This is a genomic window from Pedobacter sp. (assembly GCF_045628745.1).
In the GTDB taxonomy this organism is placed as follows: Bacteria; Bacteroidota; Bacteroidia; order Sphingobacteriales; family Sphingobacteriaceae; genus Pedobacter.
In genome coordinates this window covers 12,276-34,286 of record NZ_JAZQPU010000242.1, presented here as the reverse complement: position 1 = coordinate 34,286, position 22,011 = coordinate 12,276, and the positions used below count along the sequence as shown (strand labels likewise).

15 protein-coding genes are annotated in these 22,011 nt (G+C 41.4%); 6 read left to right on the top strand and 9 right to left on the bottom strand.

The features are described 5' to 3' along the window. The 4 genes from ACR2F7_RS09250 to ACR2F7_RS09235 all read right to left on the bottom strand — a co-directional run. On the bottom strand, nucleotides 1-461 hold a 461-nt coding region (locus ACR2F7_RS09250; protein WP_432713288.1), incomplete at its 3' end, for a peroxiredoxin family protein. Nucleotides 462-475: 14 nt separating this feature from the next. Next, nucleotides 476-2,413, bottom strand: coding sequence for a 1,4-alpha-glucan branching protein GlgB (gene glgB, locus ACR2F7_RS09245; RefSeq protein ID WP_432713287.1), 1,938 nt, complete (start codon nucleotides 2,411-2,413; stop codon nucleotides 476-478). 4 nt (nucleotides 2,414-2,417) lie between these two features. Further along, complete coding sequence (locus ACR2F7_RS09240) at nucleotides 2,418-4,883, bottom strand: glycoside hydrolase family 31 protein (protein ID WP_432713286.1); 2,466 nt, start codon at nucleotides 4,881-4,883, stop codon at nucleotides 2,418-2,420. Between the two features lie 384 nt (nucleotides 4,884-5,267). Further along, on the bottom strand, nucleotides 5,268-8,171 hold the full coding sequence (locus tag ACR2F7_RS09235; RefSeq protein ID WP_432713285.1) for a TonB-dependent receptor domain-containing protein: 2,904 nt from the start codon (nucleotides 8,169-8,171) through the stop codon (nucleotides 5,268-5,270). Nucleotides 8,172-8,331: 160 nt separating this feature from the next. Between ACR2F7_RS09235 and ACR2F7_RS09230 the strand changes: the two genes are divergently transcribed. From ACR2F7_RS09230 to ACR2F7_RS09220, 3 genes are read left to right on the top strand one after another with little or no spacing between them, the layout of a single operon-like run. Then, a complete protein-coding gene (locus ACR2F7_RS09230) occupies nucleotides 8,332-10,767 on the top strand; it encodes a penicillin acylase family protein (protein ID WP_432713284.1) in 2,436 nt (811 codons plus the stop codon). Between the two features lie 2 nt (nucleotides 10,768-10,769). Next, on the top strand, nucleotides 10,770-11,120 hold the full coding sequence (locus tag ACR2F7_RS09225) for a hypothetical protein (protein WP_432713283.1): 351 nt from the start codon (nucleotides 10,770-10,772) through the stop codon (nucleotides 11,118-11,120). Nucleotides 11,121-11,148: 28 nt separating this feature from the next. Beyond that, entirely contained in the window at nucleotides 11,149-12,129 is a 981-nt protein-coding gene (locus ACR2F7_RS09220) for an acyl transferase (RefSeq protein WP_432713282.1), read from the top strand. A gap of 23 nt (nucleotides 12,130-12,152) precedes the next feature. On the opposite strand, the gene ACR2F7_RS09215 is transcribed toward ACR2F7_RS09220, so the two are convergent. Both ACR2F7_RS09215 and tyrS read right to left on the bottom strand, forming a co-directional pair. Continuing rightward, nucleotides 12,153-13,136, bottom strand: a complete 984-nt coding sequence (locus tag ACR2F7_RS09215; protein ID WP_432713281.1) for a DUF4097 family beta strand repeat-containing protein — start codon at nucleotides 13,134-13,136, stop codon at nucleotides 12,153-12,155. Nucleotides 13,137-13,503: 367 nt separating this feature from the next. Continuing rightward, nucleotides 13,504-14,796: a tyrosine--tRNA ligase gene (tyrS, locus tag ACR2F7_RS09210; RefSeq protein WP_432713280.1), complete on the bottom strand. Its 1,293-nt coding sequence runs from the start codon at nucleotides 14,794-14,796 to the stop codon at nucleotides 13,504-13,506. Nucleotides 14,797-14,897: 101 nt separating this feature from the next. Here tyrS and ACR2F7_RS09205 point away from each other — a divergent pair, with 101 nt between their 5' ends. The 3 genes from ACR2F7_RS09205 to dapA are packed head-to-tail and all read left to right on the top strand — an operon-like array spanning nucleotide 14,898 to nucleotide 18,543. Further along, on the top strand, nucleotides 14,898-15,569 hold the full coding sequence (locus ACR2F7_RS09205; RefSeq protein ID WP_432713279.1) for an ACP phosphodiesterase: 672 nt from the start codon (nucleotides 14,898-14,900) through the stop codon (nucleotides 15,567-15,569). A gap of 33 nt (nucleotides 15,570-15,602) precedes the next feature. Continuing rightward, on the top strand, nucleotides 15,603-17,615 hold the full coding sequence (gene ligA / locus ACR2F7_RS09200; protein ID WP_432713278.1) for an NAD-dependent DNA ligase LigA: 2,013 nt from the start codon (nucleotides 15,603-15,605) through the stop codon (nucleotides 17,613-17,615). A 46-nt stretch (nucleotides 17,616-17,661) separates the two neighbouring features. After that, nucleotides 17,662-18,543 (top strand): 4-hydroxy-tetrahydrodipicolinate synthase, encoded by an 882-nt coding sequence (gene dapA / locus ACR2F7_RS09195; RefSeq protein WP_432713277.1) that lies wholly within the window; start codon nucleotides 17,662-17,664, stop codon nucleotides 18,541-18,543. 82 nt (nucleotides 18,544-18,625) lie between these two features. On the opposite strand, the gene ACR2F7_RS09190 is transcribed toward dapA, so the two are convergent. From ACR2F7_RS09190 to ftsZ, 3 genes are all read right to left on the bottom strand, one after another. Next, nucleotides 18,626-18,814, bottom strand: a complete 189-nt coding sequence (locus ACR2F7_RS09190; protein WP_108555803.1) for a histone H1 — start codon at nucleotides 18,812-18,814, stop codon at nucleotides 18,626-18,628. A gap of 177 nt (nucleotides 18,815-18,991) precedes the next feature. Continuing rightward, complete coding sequence (locus ACR2F7_RS09185) at nucleotides 18,992-20,230, bottom strand: aminotransferase class I/II-fold pyridoxal phosphate-dependent enzyme (protein WP_432713276.1); 1,239 nt, start codon at nucleotides 20,228-20,230, stop codon at nucleotides 18,992-18,994. A 146-nt stretch (nucleotides 20,231-20,376) separates the two neighbouring features. Beyond that, a complete protein-coding gene (gene ftsZ / locus ACR2F7_RS09180) occupies nucleotides 20,377-22,002 on the bottom strand; it encodes a cell division protein FtsZ (protein ID WP_432713275.1) in 1,626 nt (541 codons plus the stop codon). Nucleotides 22,003-22,011: the final 9 nt, after the last annotated feature.

The window sequence follows — 22,011 nt, the reverse complement described above, 5'->3', positions numbered from 1 at the left end:
AGTATTTTGAGAATATCTTCTTCTTCCGAAGAGTAGATTTTTAAGCGCTGATCCGTACCGTATAAAAACATTGCCGGGTACTTTGTAGGCTTAAACAAAGGAATAAATACATGGTCGCGATCCTGGAGCAGCGTTACATTTTTCATCCCTATTAATGCTTTCCCGTAATGCTCCATAAAGTAATTGATGGTTTTAAACTCATCTAAAGAAACCAGGTAAACATTGGCCTGCTTTAATTCCTCATTGTGTTTTGCAAGGCTGCCCATTACTTTTTGGCAATGAGGACAAGTGCCATCGAAAAACACAAATAAGCTTTGTTTACCAATGGGGATGTGAGCTTTAGTGTAAGCTTTATTACTGGGGGTATAGAATTTAAAAGCCGGTAAAAAAGTCGCCGGGCTTTGTGCTTTCACCGTAAAGCAAGAGACTGCAAAGAATAAGGCTACTAATAAGTTTTTCATTGTTTTGATATTGTTTATACTTGTTTTAGCACGACAGAACCTAAAGCTGGAATCGACATATTAATAGAGAACTCACGGAAATTACATTGCACGGCTTCAGGCAGGTATGGCGTATCTTTAACCTCACCGCTACCAAAAAACTGTTTAGCATCACTGTTGAAAATCTCTTTCCATTTAGCTTTGAAAGGCAAGCCTATCCGGTAATTTTGCCTCAATACGGGTGTAAGATTTAAAATCACAATCAAGGTATCTTTCGCTTTAAGGCCCTTTCTGATATAAATATAAATAGAATGTAGCTCATCATCAGCATTTATCCATTCAAAACTATCGTATGAGTAATTATTGATGTATAAAGCAGGCTCAGATCGGTATAAATGATTTAACGTCCTTACCGTTTCCTGCATGCCTAAATGTGATGGATACTGCAGTAAATTCCAGTCCAGCGAGCGGGTGAAATTCCATTCGCCATTTTGGGCAAATTCATTTCCCATAAACAAAAGTTTGCTGCTGGGCTGTGTAAACTGGTAAGTATACAAAGTACGCAGGTTGGCAAACTTCTGCCATTCATCACCGGGCATTTTATAGATCATCGATGATTTACCATGCACCACCTCATCATGAGAAAAAGGCATCATAAAGCGCTCTGTAAAAGCATAGGTAATGCTAAAAGTCAATTGGTGATGGCGATACCGACGGTCGATAGGGTCGTTTTTAAAATACTTCAGTGTATCGTTCATCCAGCCCATCATCCACTTCAACCCAAAACCCAATCCGCCATTAGCCACTGGATGTGTAACCCCAGGATAAGTGCTGCTTTCCTCGGCGATGGTTAACACGCCATCAAAATTCTCGTCTATGGCCGTATTCATGTCCTGCAAAAACTGAATAGCACCCAGGTTTTCTCTGCCCCCATAAATATTGGTGCCGGCATCTTCCTTAGACCTTGAAAAGTCAAAGTACAGCATCGACGCCACGGCATCTACCCTTAAACCGTCTACATGGTATTTATCTAGCCAAAACAAGGCATTGCTGACCAAAAAAGAGCGCACTTCGGGCCTGTCGTAATTGAAAATATAAGACTTCCAATCCGGGTGGAAACCCTTGCGCATATCTGCATGTTCAAACAAATGTGTGCCATCAAAGTTATACAGGCCATGGGCATCACCAGGAAAATGCGAAGGCACCCAGTCTAAAATAACTGCAATGTTATTCTTATGCAATTCCTCTATCAGGTACATTAATTCCTGAGGGGTGCCATGTCTGGAACTTGCCGCAAAATACCCTGTAACCTGGTAACCCCAGGAAGGATAGTATGGATATTCCATAATGGGCATCAGCTCTACATGGGTAAAACCCATTTCTAAAACATAAGGCACCAGCGCATAGGCGATTTCCTTATAGGTCAATATCCTTTGCGGATCACTGGGATCACGGCGCCAGGAACCCAAATGCACTTCATAAACCGATATTGGCTGGTTCAGCGCATTTAACTTAGGTCTTTTCTTTAACCATGCTTTATCTTTCCAATTATACTCATTATCCCAAACAATGGAGGCCGTTTGCGGGGGGTGCTCTGCTTTTCGCGCAAAGGGATCGGCTTTTTCCAGCGCTATACCATCAAAACCGATGAGCGCATATTTATAGATTTCCCCTTTTCCAATGTCAGGAATAAACCCTTCCCAGATCCCTGAGTCATCCAACCGTTTATAGAGCTGATGCGAAGTTTTGTTCCATTCATTAAAATCACCCATAACAGCAACCTGCTGTGCATTTGGAGCCCAGAGGGCAAAAAATGTTCCTGCTGTATCATCAACCTTCAAAAGCTGCGCGCCAAGTTTTTCATAAAGCCGAAAATGCTTGCCCAACACAAATAAGGAAGTATCGTAAGCTGTAAACAAGCTATGTATCCAAACAGCGGTCTGTTGCTTTTGAGAAGTTAATTGGTTTGACATGGCATTAATTAATTTTGATGACGTTAAAGTTTTTGCTGTGCTTAAAGTGCACATTTCCTTCGTAATTGACCACAAAATCTTTAATTTCACGGTCGTCAATCCAAATTTCCCTTACCTCGAAAGGCAGACCAGTGATATTAAAGCAGTAAAGCTCGTACGTAGACGTATAAAGGCCTTCTGTTGTTTGTTCTATTTGAAGCGATTTATCTTCACCCTTAACTATAAATTTCTTTTCTGAATAGATATCCTGCTCGTAAGCAAAGGTATCTCCATGATCTTCGTAAAAGAAGGAGTTGACTTCGTTATTGGCAAAATATACATTAAGCGTTACCTCTTCAATATTTTTCTCACCAACATATTGCATTACCGGGTATTCTGGAACTACAGCACCGGCCTTAATAAATATAGGCATGCTTTCTATAGAAGCCTCTACATGCACCTCATTACCACCTTCAAGAAGTTCATTTGTCCAGAAATTGTACCATTGTCCTGCAGGTAAATACACCATTCTTGAAATTGCCCCTTGTTCCAATATCGGACAAACGAGTATCTTATCACCAAAGGCAAATTCATCTTCACGGAACTGGTTTTTCAACACTTCCTGCTCCAGCATCACTACAGGGCGTAAAATAGGGAAGCCATAACGGTGGTGTTCCCAGAAAACAGAATACATGTATGGTAATAACCTGTACCTTAACTCAATAAACTTTCTGTTGATGCTGGTAAAAGGTTCACCAAAGCTCCATGGCTCACGTTCGGCAGTATCACCTGCAGAGTGTGCCCGCATAAAAGGAGAGAAAGTGCCCAGCTGTATCCATCGGGTAAACAATTCACCATCAGGCTCACCGCTAAAGCCACCGATATCTGTTCCACAAAAAGGAACGCCAGACATGGCCATGCGCTGACACTGGATATTACCCATTTTAAGGTGCTCCCAGGTGGCAACATTGTCGCCGGTCCATACACTACCATAGCGCTGCATACCTGCATAACCAGCTCTGGTAATGGTAAAAGGCCTTTTATTACGCATTAATTTCTTTAAACCGTCGTAAGTAGAACGCATCATTTGTGTACCATACACATTATGTGCTTTACGGTGTGAGCCGCGGTGTCCATCAAAGTTATGCCTCACATCATTGGGGAAAGTACCAGAGCCAAAAACAGCAGGCTCATTCATATCATTCCACACCCCGGCAACGCCCATGTCTACCAGCTCCTTGTATAAGCCTCCCCACCATTCCCGGACTTTAGGGTTGGTAAAATCTGGAAACTGGCATCTGCCAGGCCATACGTGGCCTTCCATATAATAATCGTCGCTACGGCGACAAAAATAATTGTTCTCTTTACCTTCTTTAAACACCCAGTAGTTATCGTCAACCTTGATACCGGGATCAATCATGACCACCGTTTTCATGCCGATGTCGCTCAGTTGCTTGATCATTCGTTTAGGATCTGGGAAGTACTTTTTGTTCCAGGTAAAACAACGATAGCCATCCATGTAATCAATATCGAGGTATATGGCATCACAAGGAATATTCCTTGACCTGAACCCTTCAGCGATATCTATAACTTTCTTCTCCGGATAATAACTCCAGCGGCATTGATGGTAACCTAAAGCCCATTTTGGAGGCATAGGGTGTGTACCTGTTATACTCTGGTAACGTTTTACCACGTCCATTACATGCGGACCGTGGATATAATAATATTGAAGCTCACCCCCATCAGACCAAAAGCTGGTCTTGGTTTGGTCTTCCTTGCCGAAATCAAAATAAGAACGGAAAGTATTATCGAAGAACACCCCATAAGCGGCTCCCTGGTGTACGCCAGTATAAAATGGGATGGTTCTGTATAATGGATCCTGGTCCCAGCCAAAAGAATAGGCATCGGTATTCCAGTTTTGGAAGCGTCTACCACGGAGGTTTAAGTTTCCTGATTTATCACCCAGGCCAAAGAAGTTTTCCTCAGCCACGCAGTACTTCGTTGCAAAAACATAGTAGCCACCAAAGTCTACATTTTCTTCCCAGTGCATAGGTGCAGCATCTTCGCTCATCACCTGCTGGGAATTGTTATCTATAAAAGAGATGCAGAAATCTGCCTTTTTGATTTTACAGGTAATGGTATTGGTAGAAATGGCATAATGATCTTCCATTTCTGTTAAACTGAAGGTACTTACCTTTTGATCTACCACAGGCACAGCGTAAGAAAAATCTTCCAGAAAAACACCATGCGGCGCCAGTCTGATCCTGATGATCTCATCGCTCACTACCCTTACTTCTACCCTGGCCTCACCGTCAGAGAAGTAAAACTTATTACCATCCTTTTCAACTTTCTTTACAGCTGCCAGGTACCTTTTTACAATGGCCTCCAGTACATTGACAGGGTTATTTAAATGCTGGATAGTCTCCTCTACAATTTCCTGAATATTTTCCTTATCTATTATTTCTGATCCTTGTTCGTTTATTTCTTCCATGGAGTTGTTGTATAAAATTAGCAATGAGGAGATCGTTGATTTCTTACAGCTAATGTGTAGATTTTTATATTAATACCAAAGGATATTAAGAAGTTAATCCATTTTATACATGATCAATTAACCTGCTGTTAACAATCTGTTTAAATTTAAACCTTAATCTTGTATTACCTGCTGCCCCTGGGGTATAAAGACCCGCACAAACCGACACTGACGATTGGATTGAAATTCATGCCCTGAAAATTAGAACAATCCGCTAAGTGATCCATCGTACCTAACGGTTAGTTAGCTCCAGGCGTAGCAAGGTTTAAAAGCGGTGTCCGCACGCAAAAAAAAAGGCCGGATATTTTTTAGATACCCAGCCTTCATGCCTTAAAAGATGGTTGTTTAGGGGTTGAAAGCCAGAGCGAGGTAATAAATTGCCCCTACCTGTGGATTTCCAAAAGAAGTGCTGTAATATTTATTTAGCACGTTAGAGCCGCCTAATTTAAAAACAGAATTAACAGAAGGAATTTTTAAATTAACCTGTGCATCGAAGGTGCCATAAGCTGGAACTTCGCCACTGGAGAAAGTGGAATTCCACATGTATTTATCTTGCCAGCGGTATTGAAGGTTAAAGCCAAAGTTTTTCACAAACTCCTTGCTGCCCAAGCCCAGGTTATACCTGATTTCTGGCGTGTTGAAAGTGTTGATGAAGTTCTCAGGTAAATCGCCGATTTTATTATACGAAATATTACCACTGGCGTTGAACTTTCCGAAGATGTAATCCAGACCAAAAGCAGCACCATAAGATTTCACCTCCTCAGAAAGGTTAATCGGCACACTAAACTTGGTTGTTGAAGTAGGGTTTGGCCCTGTAGTATTGGGGATTGGATTTTGGTAAAGATCCACTCCGCCAATAAAATCTTTATAAATGCTGTAATAGCCATAAGTATCTATCAGGACGTTGGTTCCTAATAAACCTTTATAGCCCAGTTCAAATGACTGCACACTTTCCGGACGGATACCTTTAGGATCTAGGTTATAGGTTACTAAAACCGCTGGATTCGGCGTACCTGCAGCAGCGCTGGCTAAAAATGCGCGGTAACTGGCTGCAGTCACAGGCCTGTTGGTTAATAACTCATAATCGTTGAGCATTTCTGGCAAGCCACCGATTAAGCGCGTAGAACCACCGCCCACGGCAAGGTCAATATATTGATCCTGGGTAGTTGGGTTTCTATAGCCTGTTTGGTAAGATGCCCTGATGTTGTTGTTAGGCGCTACCGTGTATACCCCCGTAATCCTTGGTGTAAAACGACCTTCAAAGTTTTTACTTTTATCATAACGTCCTGCTACAGTAAGTTTCAACTTGTCGTTTAACAGCTTTTTACCCAGCTGTGCAAAAGCACCATACTCATCAATCACAATATCACGGGTGGCATCATCAAAGATAGTTCCATCAGAATGAAGAAAATAGTCTCGGTAAGAAGCACCTACCTGAAATTCCACTGCATTATTCAGCATGTTAGAGAAATTGTACATCCCTTCATAATGGTATAAATTACTCTTGTCATTAAACTTCGCCCCATTTTGTGGTCCGATAGACCTTGCCGTAATGGCTTCTTTCGCCGTTTCAAAACCTGCACTGCCAGGAAGGAGCCTGCCAAGATCTGCCTGTGAGCGGGCAAAAACCTGTGCAGCATCATCTGCCTGACCGGCCGCTCGGGCCCCTACATAATTAGCAATATATTGAGGAAACCAGGTGGTAGAAGGTTTCCAGGCTTCATTGATAAAAGTACCCAGAATGGTGGCATTATAAGCTTCACCTGAGCGCTCTTGCGTGGTATAAGCCCTTAAAAAGAAATCTTGTCCTTTTAATTCTAATTTATATTGTCCTATATTAAAGTTCCTTAAAGAATAACGATCTGTACCCGTGTAAACCGATGTTCCTGTGCCCCAGTTAACCTGTGCTATAGCCTCCAGGGTTTTGGTAAAACGATAGTTTAAGGTGGTATTGGTTTTGAGCGATTTAGTATCATAATCTACCAGATCCTGTTCTGCATAGCCTGTTCTGGAAACAAACTGATCAGGGATAAGGTTATTTCTCAAGCCAAAATAAAATGGCAGGTAGTTTTCTACGGTAGATCTCAAGGCGGCAGGTAAAGTACCTAATAATGCTGCCTGTTCAGCAAGGGTTGCAGTTGGTAACAACCTTGCATCCAACAAATCCCTGATGTTCAGTGTTCCACCTGTGGCCGCTAAAATACCGTTGATTGTTTGTGTAGCCACACTTTGCGCTACATTTCTCATATTTTGGTTAATCTCATCGCCATAAACGTTCACCCCATCATAATTCGGGTCCGTATTTCTATCGCCACTTTTTAACTGACGCGCCACACGGTCGAAATTCCTGTTATCTGTAGCAAACCAATCCTTCGCTTGTAAAAAGGAAAAGGAGGTTTTGATACCGAATTTATTGTTCCACGCTTTAGCCAATCGGAGGTCCATTTGGTTAAAAGGCTCTACAGACTTCTCCCCATCATTGACATGGTTGATGCCTGTTTTATATTGAAAACTTACCCCCTGGTAATCAAAAGGGTTTTTAGAGGTCATTAATAACGTTCCGTTGATGCCCCCGGCACCATATAAGGCAGATGCTGCACCCGGCAATAACTCCACATTATCCACATCAAGTTCAGATAAACCAACAATATTTCCTACAGAGAAATTTAAACCCGGTGCCTGGTTATCCATTCCATCAACAAACTGGTTGAAACGTGTATTTCCATTGGAGTTGAAACCCCTGGTGTTTACAGATTTAAAAGTTAAACTTTGCGTGCTCATTTCCACGCCCTTCATATTGGCAATGGCATCATAAAAAGAAGCTGCTGGCGTCTCTCTGATGGTGGCGGCATTCATTCTTTCAATACTCACCGGAGATTCCAAAATCCGCTCTGGTGTTCTTGAAGCTGAGATGACTACCTCCTGCCCAAGAATCCCTGTAGCTTCCAGCTCCTGAGTCAGTTGCGTGGTTTTTTCCGTAATGATTCTTTCTACTGACGAATAACCAACATAAGAAATGACAATGGTAAATGGCGTCTTTTGAGTGGTGTTAAAAGAGAAGTTTCCTTTTTGGTCGGTTGCTGTTCCAACCGTAGTTCCTTTTACAGTAATTCCTACACCTGGTATAGGTTCTCTGGTGAGTTTGTCAATAACGGTTCCACTAACCAAAATGCTTTGTGCCTGAGCCGACAATGCCACTGTCAGACCTATCACAAGCATGAATACTGCTTTAGTAAGTTTTTTGATCATACGTTAATTAGCTATTTGATTTAACTTAATATAAATTTAACATATTTATTAATATAACCAAATACAATTTTTCGTATAATATTATCTTCAAACAAACATATGATAGGAGTTAGTTATACTTTTATTAAATTGCCTTACCAATTAGAATAATCTCCTTAAAATGAATAGAGTAAAAGCGCTGTTGTGCATTGTTGTGCCCCTACTGGTTATTTATAGTTTCAACACTAAGTTTGGTGCGGTGCCGCCGCTGCTCAAATTTTTAAATCCTTTTTCAGGGTTTTGGCAAAATGCAGAGCCAATAAAAGTAAAAACCAGTCAAACGCTGGTTTTGAAAGGTGCCAGACAAAAGGTGGAGATCTTGTTTGACGACCGGATGATTCCACATATTTTCGCTAACAACGACCATGATGTTTATTATGCCCAAGGTTACGTAACGGCCATGCATCGCCTATGGCAAATGGATTTTCAAACCCGCTATGCTGCAGGCAGAATTTCTGAAGTGGTGGGCAAACAAGGTGCAGAAGTAGATCGTTACCAGCGCCGCATGGGCATGGTTTATGGCGCCGAGCAATCATTAAAGGGGATGATGAAAGACCCTAAGGCAAAGGAAATGATCATGGCTTATACCAATGGTATCAACGCCTATATCCACTCCCTCAGCAAGGCAAACTTGCCCATGGAGTATAAAATATTGAATTCCCTGCCCGAAGATTGGACGCCATTGAAATGTGCCCTGTTGCTGAAGCAAATGTCTGCCGTGCTGGCCATGGGCTCTGATGAATTTTACATGACGAACATCCTTAAAAAATTCGGCCCTGAAGTAACGACTAATCTATTCCCCGACTATCCTTTTAAAGAAGACCCTATAATTCCTGTAGGCACCAAATGGGATTTTCAACCTGTCGCCATCCCTCCGGCACCCCTTGCCTTCAACCAAATGGCCACAGGCTCCATCAGCACTCAACAAAAAGTGGATGGCATAGGCAGCAATAACTGGGCTGTGTCAGGTAAAAAAACACTTTCAGGCTATCCTATCCTTGCCAACGACCCTCACTTGAACCTTACCCTGCCTTCCATCTGGTACCAGATCCAGTTAAATGCACCCGGCTTAAATGCTTATGGTGTGGCCTTACCCGGAGCCCCAGGCATTACCATTGGCTTCAATGAGCATATTGCATGGGGTGTAACCAATGTTGCTGCCGATGTATTAGATTACTACCAGGTTAAATTTAAAGACAATTCGCACAACAGCTACTGGTATAATGAAAAATGGAATAAAACCACCGAAAGAATAGAAAAGATTAAAATACGGGGTGAAAAAACAATACTGGATACCGTTACTTATACCCACCACGGACCGGTGGTCTATTTTGTGAAGCCTAAAGACCTTTCTTTAGCCAATAACATCCCGGTAGGTCATGCGCTACGCTGGATTGCCCATGAGGAGTCTAATGAGTTGATGACTTTCTACCTGCTTAACCGCGGTAAAAATTATAACGATTACCGCAAAGCACTAACCTATTACACGGCGCCTGCGCAAAACTTTGCCTTTGCTTCGGTTGATGGCGATATTGCCATTACCGCCAACGGCAAATTCCCGCTGAAATGGAAAGACCAGGGGAAATTTATCCTTGATGGTACCGACCCCAAGAGTGACTGGCAAGGATGGATTCCTGCGGCGCATAACCCTACGGTTAAAAATCCACCCCGCAATTTTGTGAGCTCTGCCAACCAAAGTTCCACCGATCCTTCTTATCCTTACTATATCAACTGGGAATTTAGTTCTTATGAGCGTGGCAAAAGAATTAACGACAAGCTCAGTAAGATGAATAAAATTACAGCAGATAGCATGCGGGTGATGCAAATGGATACTTACAGCCTCTTTGCCGAGAATATCCTGCCTGGTATTTTACCTAAAGTAGACATCAGCAAGCTCAATGCTACACAAAGGGAAGCTTTTAACCTCATCTCCAAATGGAACAGGTATTTTGAGGCCAAAGAAATTGCCGCCAGCATTTTTGACCTCTGGTCTAAACGCCTGTTTTTTAATATCTGGGATGATGAATTTACCGTTGCCGGCGTACCGATGAGGTACCCCTCCAGAGATCGCACCATCGAGCTTATTGTTAAGGAACCGCAATCAAAGTGGTTTGACAATGTTAAAACAAGTAAAAAAGAAAGCCTGGAAGACCTGGTCAACGAGTCTTTTAAATTAACCTGCGACAGTCTGGAGCGCAAATATGGCTCCATTGGTAATTCCTGGGAATGGGCAAATGTGAAGCACAGCTTTATTCCACACCTGGCAAAAATACCGGGCTTCAGTTCTAAAACATTGCTGATTGGTGGCTCCAGAAGCACCATCAATGCCTTAAGTGAAAGCAATGGCCCTTCCTGGCGGATGGTGATTGAGCTAGGCAAAACGCCCAAAGGACATGGTGTGTATCCCGGCGGACAGTCGGGCAACCCCGGCAGTCCTTTTTATGATAACATGATTGATACCTGGGCTAAAGGTGAGTTATACGACCTGTATTTAATGAAATCTAAACAGGACAAGACTGCTAAAATAATCTCTAACTTAAAAATCACCAACAAATAATTATGGTTTTTCTTATTATCCTGATCGTATCCTTCCTTTTACAACTCGTTGCCCCATGGTGGGTAGTGGTCATCATCTCCTTCGTTACCTGTGCTTTTGTAGGCAAAACAGCTAAAGTCTCTTTATGGTCGCCTTTCCTGGCCATCTTATTGTTGTGGTTAGGCATGGCTTTGTATAAAAGCATCCCCAATGAGCACCTTTTAGCCACACGTGTGGGAGAAATGCTGATGGTCAAATCATGGATGCTCATTTTAATCCTGACGGGCATTATGGGTGGTTTTGCTGCCGCCGTGAGTGGTTTTTGCGGTTATCATTTCCGCCGTGCCATTCTAAATGTGAAAAGCAATTCATAAACTAAATCCTGTTGCGTATTTTTGCGCCGTGAATACGAGTAATGATATCTTTTCTATAGACAGTGAACAGGCGTTTAATGCGCTTGCCTTAAATATATTTAAGCAGCAGGCACAAAATTGTGCCGTATATAAAGCTTATATATACCATTTGGGTAAAGATCCTGAAAAGATAAACCGGGTAGAGGACCTCCCTTTTCTGCCTATTTCATTCTTCAAAAGTCATGAAGTGCTGAGCAGCAACCGGGCACCGGAAATTGTTTTTAGCAGCTCTGGTACTACAGGCATGGTGCAAAGCAGGCATTTGGTAACCGATGTAAAGGTTTATGAGGATAGTTTCAACAAAGCTTTCCAGCAGTTTTATGGATGCATTGAAGATACCTGCTTGCTTGCCCTTTTACCTTCCTACCTTGAAAGAGACGGTTCTTCTTTAATTTACATGGTAGACTCCTTATTGAAGCAGAGTAAACACCCCGATAGTGGTTATTTCTTGCATAACTACAAAGAGCTTTTTCAAAAACTGGAAAAACAGAAAGCCAGCAAACAAAAAACTATATTAATAGGCGTTACCTATGCACTGCTGGATTTTTTGGAAGCCTATCAGGTAGTTTTCCCTGAACTTATTGTAATGGAAACCGGAGGCATGAAAGGAAAAAGAAAAGAAATGGTGCGCGAAGAACTCCATGACGTGTTACAAGCTGGTTTTGGTGTTTCCGCCATCCACAGTGAATATGGCATGACAGAATTATTGTCGCAGGCTTATTCTGCAGGCATTGGCATTTTTAACTGTCCGCCATGGATGAAAATTGTACTCCGTGATACCAATGATCCTTTAAGTTTAATCCAAAACCAACAAACTGGTGGCATTAATGTTATCGACCTGGCCAATGTAAACTCATGCGCCTTCCTGGCCACTCAAGATTTAGGACGGATTTACCCTGATGGCTCATTTGAGGTATTAGGCCGTTTTGACCATGCCGACATTAGAGGGTGCAACTTGCTGGTACAATAGTTTCCCTGCAGGCAAAAGCCGCATTAAAGAAATACGACAGACACACTGCTGCTTCCCTCAATTTTTACCGGGATACCGCCTCCATTTAGGGTTCCATTGATGCTGTGGGTATCGTTCTGTCCAGAAAAGTTTTTTAACGGACCAACTTTTAACCTGTCGCCATCAACCTTGAGGTTCAAACCTTTGTTACCCGGAAGTTCTACTTTGACATTTCCACCGGCACTGCTTACATTTACATATTTACCCAATTGTTTAAGGCTAACGTTCATGCTGCCGCCACTGGTAGTTGCTTCTAAACTGCAGCTCAGGTCTGTTAAATTAACGCTGCCACCTGAGGTGGAAGTAATCAGCTCTCCCTGAATGGCATTGCCACTGATGCTTCCGCCACTGGTATTTGCTTTAATAGTGCCCTTCAAACCACTCAGGTTTAAAGAACCTCCAGAAGTAGACAATGTAATAGTACCTGAACTGTTTTCTGCATGGATGCTGCCACCAGAAGTTCTGCCATTTACTTCTCCATTTAAATGCTCAATGTGCAGACTCCCACCACTGGTTGTAAAATCCTGGCTACCTGTTAAGCCGGCTAAACGAATGCTTCCCCCACTGGTATTTAAGTTAGAATTTATATTTTGTGGCACATATATTCTATAGGAAACACTCAGTTGCTTTTTCCAGTTGATTTTATTCTTCGATTTTGCCGACACATTCAGTGTCTGGTTGGCCACCATGATCTCGAGGCTGTAATCTTCATCAAGCTTTTTTTGAAGTTCCTCTTTGCTGTACTTACTTGCTGTTGTGCCCGATGGGCGTACGTAAATTTCTAACCTTGCTTCACCAGCCGGCACACCCTCAACATTAATGCTGCCACCAGAGGTGCGTGCATTGACCTTGGTGATGGATTGCCCTTTTAAAGACCTGGTGATCAGGGGCTCTTTTTCTGCATTAAACTGTGCATTAACGGCACAGCTGAAGCTGATTAATAAAACGAAAAGTGCAAGTGGTTTCATGAGCGTAGGTTATAGCCTAAAGATAACCAATAATATTGTTCAGCAACAAATTAAAGCACTCAAAAAGGCTAGGAAATTGTAGAAATAAAAATCATTCTGTACAAGTTGGCGAAACCTTCAAAATCTTTTTGAAAGCCTACTTTTTGGTTAAACTGAAAAGAAAATCAGGTTATCGTAAAGTAAAAGGCAACTAATAGTTCAGCTATCCTTTATAGGGCGTTGGTAGGGCGTTCGTAGGGCCTTCCTGTATCGATTTGCCCTTTGAAGGCCTACCTAAGGGTCTACGAAACCCTTGTTAATTATTAGTAAATAGATACAGTACGCCAACTGCACTGAAACTTCAGCACAGCAGCGTTAAAAGTATTGCTTATTCTGCAATCAGCAGGAAGTAGTTTTTCTTTCCTTTTTGAACAATCAGGTATTTCTGATTTAAAAGATTTGTGTGGTTAAAAACAGCCGATGCTTCTTTAATTTTCTCTTTGTTTAAGGAAACACCACCACCCTGGATGAGCTTTTTGGCTTCGCCTTTAGAGGCAAAAACCGCAGTTTTCTCGGCAAGCAAAGTAGAGGCATCAATTCCAGCGGAAAGCTCTTCTTTGGAGATGGTATATTGAGGGATACCTTCAAAAATTTCCAGCACTTGTTCATCGCTTAATGTGGCAAAAAACGCCAAAGAACCGTTTCCGAATAGAAATTCTGAGGTTTTAATGGCGGTATCTAATGCTTCTTCGCTATGTACTTTTATGGTAATATCTTCGGCAAGGGCTTTCTGCAACAGGCGTAAATGTGGTGCCGTATCATGCTGTACTTCTAAAGCTTCTACTTCTTCTTTAGTTTTCAGTGTGAAAATTCGGATCCATTTTTTTACATCGTCATCAGATGCGTTGAGCCAAAACTGGTAAAATTTATACGGCGATGTTTTTGCCGGGTCAAGCCATACTGCGCCGCTTTCGGTTTTACCGAATTTGGTGCCATCTGCTTTCTTAATCAATTGTGTAGTGATGGCATAGGCCGTTCCACTGTCTTTTCTGCGGATCAGTTCTGTTCCGGTTACAATGTTACCCCATTGATCAGAGCCCCCCATTTGTACCAGGCAGTTGTTGTTTTTCCACAGGTAATAAAAATCATAACCCTGTATCAACTGGTAGCAGAATTCCGTAAAGGAAAGTCCTGCACCGCCATCGCCTTCCAAACGTTTTTTAACGCTGTCTTTGGCCATCATGTAATTTACAGTGATGTGCTTACCTACATCCCTGATAAAATCCAGAAAATGTAAATCTTTAAACCAGTCGGCATTATTAACCATTACGGCATCATTACCTGCATCGCCGAAGGTTAAAAATTTGCTCAGCTGTGCTTTGATTCCATTAAGGTTATGGGATAAAATTTCAGGAGTCAGCAGGTTTCTTTCTGCAGATTTACCTGAAGGATCGCCCACCATCCCTGTAGCGCCACCAACCAATGCAAAAGGCTTATGGCCAGCACGTTGAAAGTGAATTAAGGTCATGATTTGCGTTAAGTGACCAACATGAAGGGAGTCTGCCGTAGGGTCAAAACCGATATAACCTGAGGTCATACCCTCTTTTAACTTTTCTTCAGTCTGAGGCATGATGTCATGCAACATCCCTCTCCAACGTAACTCTTCTACAAAATTGGTCATCTTTTTCCTTTTGCCGCAAATATAGGAAAAGCATCCTTACCTGCTAAAATTTGAAGGACGTAAAACCTGAATTTACAAAGAATTTAACTATTTTTAAAGCAATGAACTTTCTCTCCCACTATTATTTTGAAAAGAAGGAACCAGATAACCATCTGGTTATAGGGATAGTTTTGCCTGATTTTATCAAGAACGCCCATAAAGACTGGAATTTAAATCCGCAGAAAGAAGAACACCTGTTTATGAAAGATCCAAACGAGGCCTCCATTTTAAGGGGTTGGAAAAGGCACCTTGAAGTAGATCGCCTTTTTCATTGCTCAGATTTTTTCATTACGCAAACGGCAATTTTAAAGCAAATGATTATGCCGGCCATGCATTCGGGACCGGTGAAGCCATTTTTTCTGGCGCATATTGGTTTGGAGCTTATCTTAGACCACCTGCTCACTACCAATGGCCTGGTGAACATCAACAAGTTTTATGACCAGCTGCAACAAGCCAATAGCGCATCCTTACATTCTTTTTTACAGAAAGCGGGGATTCTGGACTTGCAGCTCTTTCTTAATTTCCTGACTGGTTTTATCTCCAGCCGCTACTTGCTGAGCTACCAAAAGATAGAAAATATTGCTTATGCCCTCAATCGCATTTGCATGCGTCTATGGAACGACCCTTTTACGGCACAGCAGGTAGAGCAGCTCACGGCCTGTTTAATTGAGTTCAGAGACTCTATTGAGCATGATTTCCTCAGCATTTTCAGAGAAATTGAAGTCAAGTTATAGACACCGGCTTCATCTTTTTGTATCTTCGCTTTTATGTCATCACCTGCAATAAAAGACACAATGGATAAATTGGTTAAAGAGCTTAACCAACATTCCTATAATTATTATGTACTTGCAATGCCTACTATTGCTGACTATGAGTTTGATAAAAAACTCGCAGAACTCAGCAAGCTGGAAAAGGAATATCCTGAATTTGCAGACCCCGACTCCCCTACTTTAAAAGTGGGTGGCGAAATCACGAAGAACTTTGTTACCGTTGCCCATAAATGGCCCATGCTTTCCCTGGGCAATACTTATAATGAACAGGAGCTGCGTGATTTTGACGACCGCATTAGAAAGTCGCTGGGCGACAACTTCGAATATGTTTGTGAGCTGAAGTTCGATGGTGTTTCCATTAGCCTCACCTTCGAAAACAATAAACTTTTACGTGCTGTTACCCGTGGTGATGGCCGCCGGGGTGATGATGTAACCTGTAATGTGAAAACCATCAGCAACATTCCTCATCATTTAAAAACGACTGAGGCACCGGAACTTTTTGAAATCCGCGGTGAAATATTAATGCACCGTGCCGCCTTCTTGCGTTTAAATAAAGAAAGAGAAGAACTTGGTGAAGACTTGTATGCCAACCCGAGGAACTTTGCCGCTGGAACGATAAAAATGCAGGATTCTAAGGAAGTAGCCAAAAGACCTTTAGATTGTTTTTTATATGCATTAAATACCGATAAAACATTATTCAGAACCCATTGGGAAAGTTTGCAGACGCTGAAACAATGGGGTTTTCATGTGAGTGAACACAGTAAACTTGCCACTTCTATTGATGAGGTTTTTGATTTTATTCAATACTGGGAGAAAGAGCGCTTTAACCTGAGTTATGATATCGATGGTATTGTGATCAAGGTAAACAGCTATGCGCAACAACAGGAATTAGGCTTTACCGCCAAATCACCACGCTGGGCTATCTCTTATAAATTTAAAGCTGAAGAGGTAGAAACCATTCTCGAAAAAGTAACTTACCAGGTAGGCCGTACGGGTGCAGTAACACCTGTAGCTAACTTAAAACCGGTATTATTAGCGGGCACCACTGTAAAAAGGGCCACCCTGCACAATGCCAATGAAATTGAACGTCTGGATTTACACTTAGGTGATAGCGTTTTTGTAGAAAAAGGAGGTGAAATTATCCCCAAAATCATCAATGTCAACCTGGAAAAAAGAAAACCTGAAGCACAGAAGGTTATTTATCCGTTGATCTGCCCCGAGTGCAGCACAACTCTAGCGCGTAAGGAGGGTGAAGTAGCTTTCTATTGCCCTAACGATGAGGGTTGTCCGCCGCAAATTGTAGGTAAAATACAGCATTTCATCAGCAGGAAAGCCATGAATATTGATGGACTGGGGGATGAAACCATAGAAACTTTTTACCAGAAAGGATTGATCAGGCACATCAGTGACCTTTATACTTTAAAGGAGAAAGCCGATGAACTTAAAACAATAGCTCGTTTTGGCGAACGCTCCATCGAAAATATGTTAGCGGGTATTGAGCTGTCAAAACAAATGCCTTTTGAGAAAGTGTTATTCGGATTGGGCATTCGTTATGTGGGCGAAACTGTAGCCCGCAAACTGGCCTTTGCCACTAAAAGTATGGACCGTTTAGCCACCTCCACGGTAGAAGAGCTGGTGACTATAGATGAAATTGGACAACGCATAGCAGAAAGCATCGTTGAATACTTCATTAAGCCCGAACATTTGGTGCAAATTGAGCTGCTCAAAAGCCATGGATTGCAGTTCGAAGCAAAAGAAATTGCAATAACCCTTCAAAGTGAGAAGTTTAGTGGAAAAACATTCGTAATTTCAGGCGTTTTTGAAAAATTTAGTCGCGATGAGCTTAAAGAATTGATTGAAAACAATGGTGGTAAGATATTAAGCAGTATTTCTGCGAAACTTAATTACCTTGTTGCCGGCGATAACATGGGCCCCTCTAAATTGGAAAAAGCAAAAAAACTCAATATCGCCCTTATTTCAGAAGATGAGTTAGTGGCGCTGTTGAATTAAAATAAATGATGATATTTTCATCAACATTAAGAATTAGTATAAAATAATGAGCAAATTTCACGGAACTGGTGTTGCGTTGGTAACCCCTTTTAATGCAGATGGATCGGTAGATTTTGACGGCCTCAAAAACCTCATCAATTACCAGATTGAAGGTAAAGTAGAATACCTGGTATCTTTAGGTACTACAGGAGAAGCATCAACACTGAATAAGGAGGAGAAGAAGAAGATCTGGGAATTTACTGCAGAAGTAAACAACGGACGGATCCCTTTGGTTGCTGGTTTAGGGGGCAACAATACAGCAGAACTGGTTGCAGAAATTAAGAATTTCGAAATCAATGGCTACGATGCTATCTTATCTGCCAGCCCTTATTACAATAAGCCTACCCAGGAAGGAATTTACCAGCATTATAAAGCGGTTAGCGAAAGCAGCGCTTTACCTGTTTTTTTATATAATGTACCAGGCAGAACGGCGAGCAATGTAAGTGCGGAAACGACTTGCCGGTTAGCGTCTGACTTTAAAAATATTATTGGTATTAAAGAAGCTTCGGCTAATTTTGACCAGTTTAACCAGATTTTACGCGACAAGCCTGAAGATTTTATGTTGATCTCCGGTGATGATCCGGCTTCACTACCCATGATCGCCATGGGTGCTGTAGGAATTATTTCTGTAATTGGTAATGCTTTACCACAACAGTTTTCTGACATGATCAGGTTGTGTCTTGCCGGCGATTTCAAAGCAGCAGCACCTTTACACTTAAGCCTGATTGAAATTACACGGATGATTTTTGCGGAAGGTAATCCTGCAGGTGTTAAAGCAGCGTTAAAACATCTTGGTGTTTGTGGCGACCAGGTACGACTGCCGTTGGTAACTATATCTAAAGAATTAGAAAGAAATATAATTGCTGAGGTTGAAAAGCTGAAAGCTTAACCGCAATTTAAAAACGTTATTATACAAAAAAAGACCTTCAACACGAAGGTCTTTTTTTGTGAATCATTACACCAGTTTTAAATTAAGCTTCTTTGTTTTTCGCCGCCTGAATTTCTAAACGGATGGCCTGAGCAAGATTCTTAACATCTTGAAGTCCTTTTCTTACTCGTGTACCAGCAGCACTGTTCGCTTTATTATAAAACTTGTCAGCATCTGCTTCAAGACCATTGATCAGGTCCTTAAGTTCATTAAATTTCTCGATCTTTGCCATTTTGAATTCTTTAGGTTAATTAGGTTTAGGTTAATACTATTACTAAAGTAGGATGTTTATTTTAATAAAAAAATTTTTTGCATAATAATAATGGCTTTATAGTGATTTAAACCCCTATTATCAAAAAAAAAGCGGCTTCCGATTAAATGGAAAGCCGCTTTTTGCGTTAAGGTTAACTTAAACCTCTAACTTATTGTCTTTATAATAGCCACTCGCAAGGCGCTCAGCGATATCACTAAAGGCTTCAAGCGTGCGTTCTACGTCTTCTAAAGTATGTACAGCCGTAGGAATTAACCTTAACTCAATTAAGCCCTTAGGGATCACCGGATACACTACAATAGAACAGAAGATGCTATAGTTCTCACGCAAGTCCATCGTTAAGGCTGTTGCTTCCAACAATTCACCTTTTAAAAATACAGGTGTTACTACGGTATTGGTAATGCCAATATCAAAACCACGTGATTTTAACCCTGATTGTAAGGCCATAGCAATACGCCACAGGTTTTCTCTTAACTCAGGTTTGCTTTTCAGCAATTCTAAACGTTTCAACAAGCCGATCACCATTGGCATAGGCAAAGCCTTTGCAAAAGTCTGTGAACGCATGTTGTAACGGAAGAAATTAGTGATTTGCTCTGTAGAAGCAACAAATGCACCGATACCTGCCATTGCTTTGGCAAAAGTACCGAAATAAATATCTACACCCTCAATGCAATTTTGTGCTTCGTGCGTACCACCACCAGTATCACCCATGGTACCAAAACCATGTGCATCATCAATTAATAAACGGAAATTAAAGTCTTTTTTAAGGTCTACTAATTCTTTAAGTTTCCCTTGTGCGCCTGACATGCCGAAAACACCCTCAGTGATTACCAGGATACCGCCACCACTTTGTTCTACTAACTTGGTAGCACGTTCAAGTTGTTTGCGGGCACTTTCAATATCATTATGTTTATACACAAAGCGTTTACCCATGTGTAACCTTAAACCATCTATAATACAAGCATGGCATTCGCCATCGTATACAATAACATCATTTCGATCTACCAGTGCGTCAATAATAGAGACCATGCCCTGGTAACCGTAGTTTAATAAAAAGGCATCAGGCTTGCCTACAAATGCGGCCAGTTCCTGCTCTAATTGTTCATGGTATTTAGTGTTACCAGACATCATTCTGGCACCCATAGGGGCTGCCATTCCAAATTCAGCTGCACCAGCCTGATCCGCTTCGCGAACTTCAGGGTGATTTGCTAAACCCAGGTAATTATTTAAACTCCATACTAAATGCTCCTTTCCACGGAAATTCATATGTGGGGCAATTTCTCCTTCAAGTTTTGGGAAGGAAAAATAGCCGTGAGACCATTTTTGATGCTGCCCAAGGGGACCCATATGCGTTGCTATCTTTTCAAAAATATCCAATTTTATATGTTATTAAGTTAATTTATTTGGTGCAAATTTAATGTTTTATGAACGATATCCAAGATTGAGGGATGCTATCCATTCATATTTATGACAAAAGCCTTAACAATCGATTTTGTTAAGGCTTTATATATTATTGGAAAGTATTAATCAACGTTATCATGTAAAAAAGAATTGTTCGGTCTGATCTCCGTAGTACCATCTTCATCGTTGCTCAACGTAAATCTTGAAACATGCGATTCTGAAGAATGCGGAACTTGTTGCAACTGCATTTGTTTACGTTTGTAAGCAGGTTCATTTTCTAATTCCTGCAGGCCATTAGAAGTACGCAATTTCATGCTCAGGTCTTTTAACCTTAATATTCTCTCTTTAGATTTCTTTAATTGATCTTCTATAGATTCATCATTTTTATCATCATCAAGGCCAGCCTCTTTTTGTTGTTCAGGGGCATTGACATTTGATTTTGGATCAAAACTAGCTGCTGGTGTTTCAAAAGTATAATCAGTTTCAGCAAGTTTAATTTCGAATTCATAGCCAGTTTCAGCCTGAGCTTCTGGCTTTTCTTCTTCTATTAAAGAATGTCTGATGATGTTATCATTATCGTCAGCTTTTCTTCCTTTGTTGTTGTTATACATGTCGGCAAAAAGGTCATTAGGTTTTTCCTCTTTTGCTTTCATCACCGGCTCATTACTGTAAAGATCTTGTCTTGTCTCTATAAAAGAATTTACAGGTTCTACAGGTTTTACCAATGGTGCCTCTTCAGGTGTTAACAAAGAAATCTTTTTAACATTCTTTTTCTCGTGCGCACGCTGCTCTGTGGTTTGAAAGCCTGTAGCAATAATGGTTACCGAAAGTTTGTCTTCCAGGTTTTCATCGATACAATTTCCCCAGATTAAATCTGCAGAAAGACCGGCTTTATCCTGTATATAATCAGTGATGATCGTTACCTCATCCATCGTTACTTCACGCAAGCCAGAGCTAATGTTCAATAAGATATAACGGGCACCTTCAATTTCGTTATCCTTTAATAAGGGCGATGCTAAAGCACCTTCCACAGCATTCATGGCCCTGTCTTCACCATCACAAGCAAAACTACCCATGATACATACGCCACTGTCTTTCATAACCGTGCGTACATCCTTGAAATCCACATTGATATAACCGGGTACGGTAATGATCTCTGCGATTCCTTTTGCGGCAGTGGTTAAGATATCATCTGCCTGCGCAAAGGCCGAGCCTAAGGTTAGGTTTCCGAAGATCTCACGCAACCTGTCGTTGGAGATGACAAGGTATGAATCAACATACTTTTTCAATTCATCAAGCCCATCTTCGGCTTGCATTTTCCGGCGCTTGCCTTCAAAAGAAAAAGGTGTTGTAATAATAGCTACGGTAAGGATATCCAATTCCTTAGCAGCTTGTGCAATAATCGGACTGGCACCAGTACCGGTACCACCACCCATTCCTGCAGTGATGAACAACATTTTTGTGGTGCTGCCCAACATCTGTTTGATGTCGTCAATATTCTCTATCGCAGAGTTTTTTCCTACTTCAGGAATCGATCCTGCACCCATTCCTTCAGTAAGGCTAGCTCCTAACTGTACTTTATTAGGAATAGGACTAAATTCCAGGGCCTGAGCGTCTGTATTACAAATAATAAAGTCCACACCTGTAATTCCCTGACGGTACATATGGTTTACCGCATTTCCACCACCGCCACCAACACCAATTACTTTGATGATTGATGACTTATCTTTTAACATTTCGAACTGCATATCTTTATG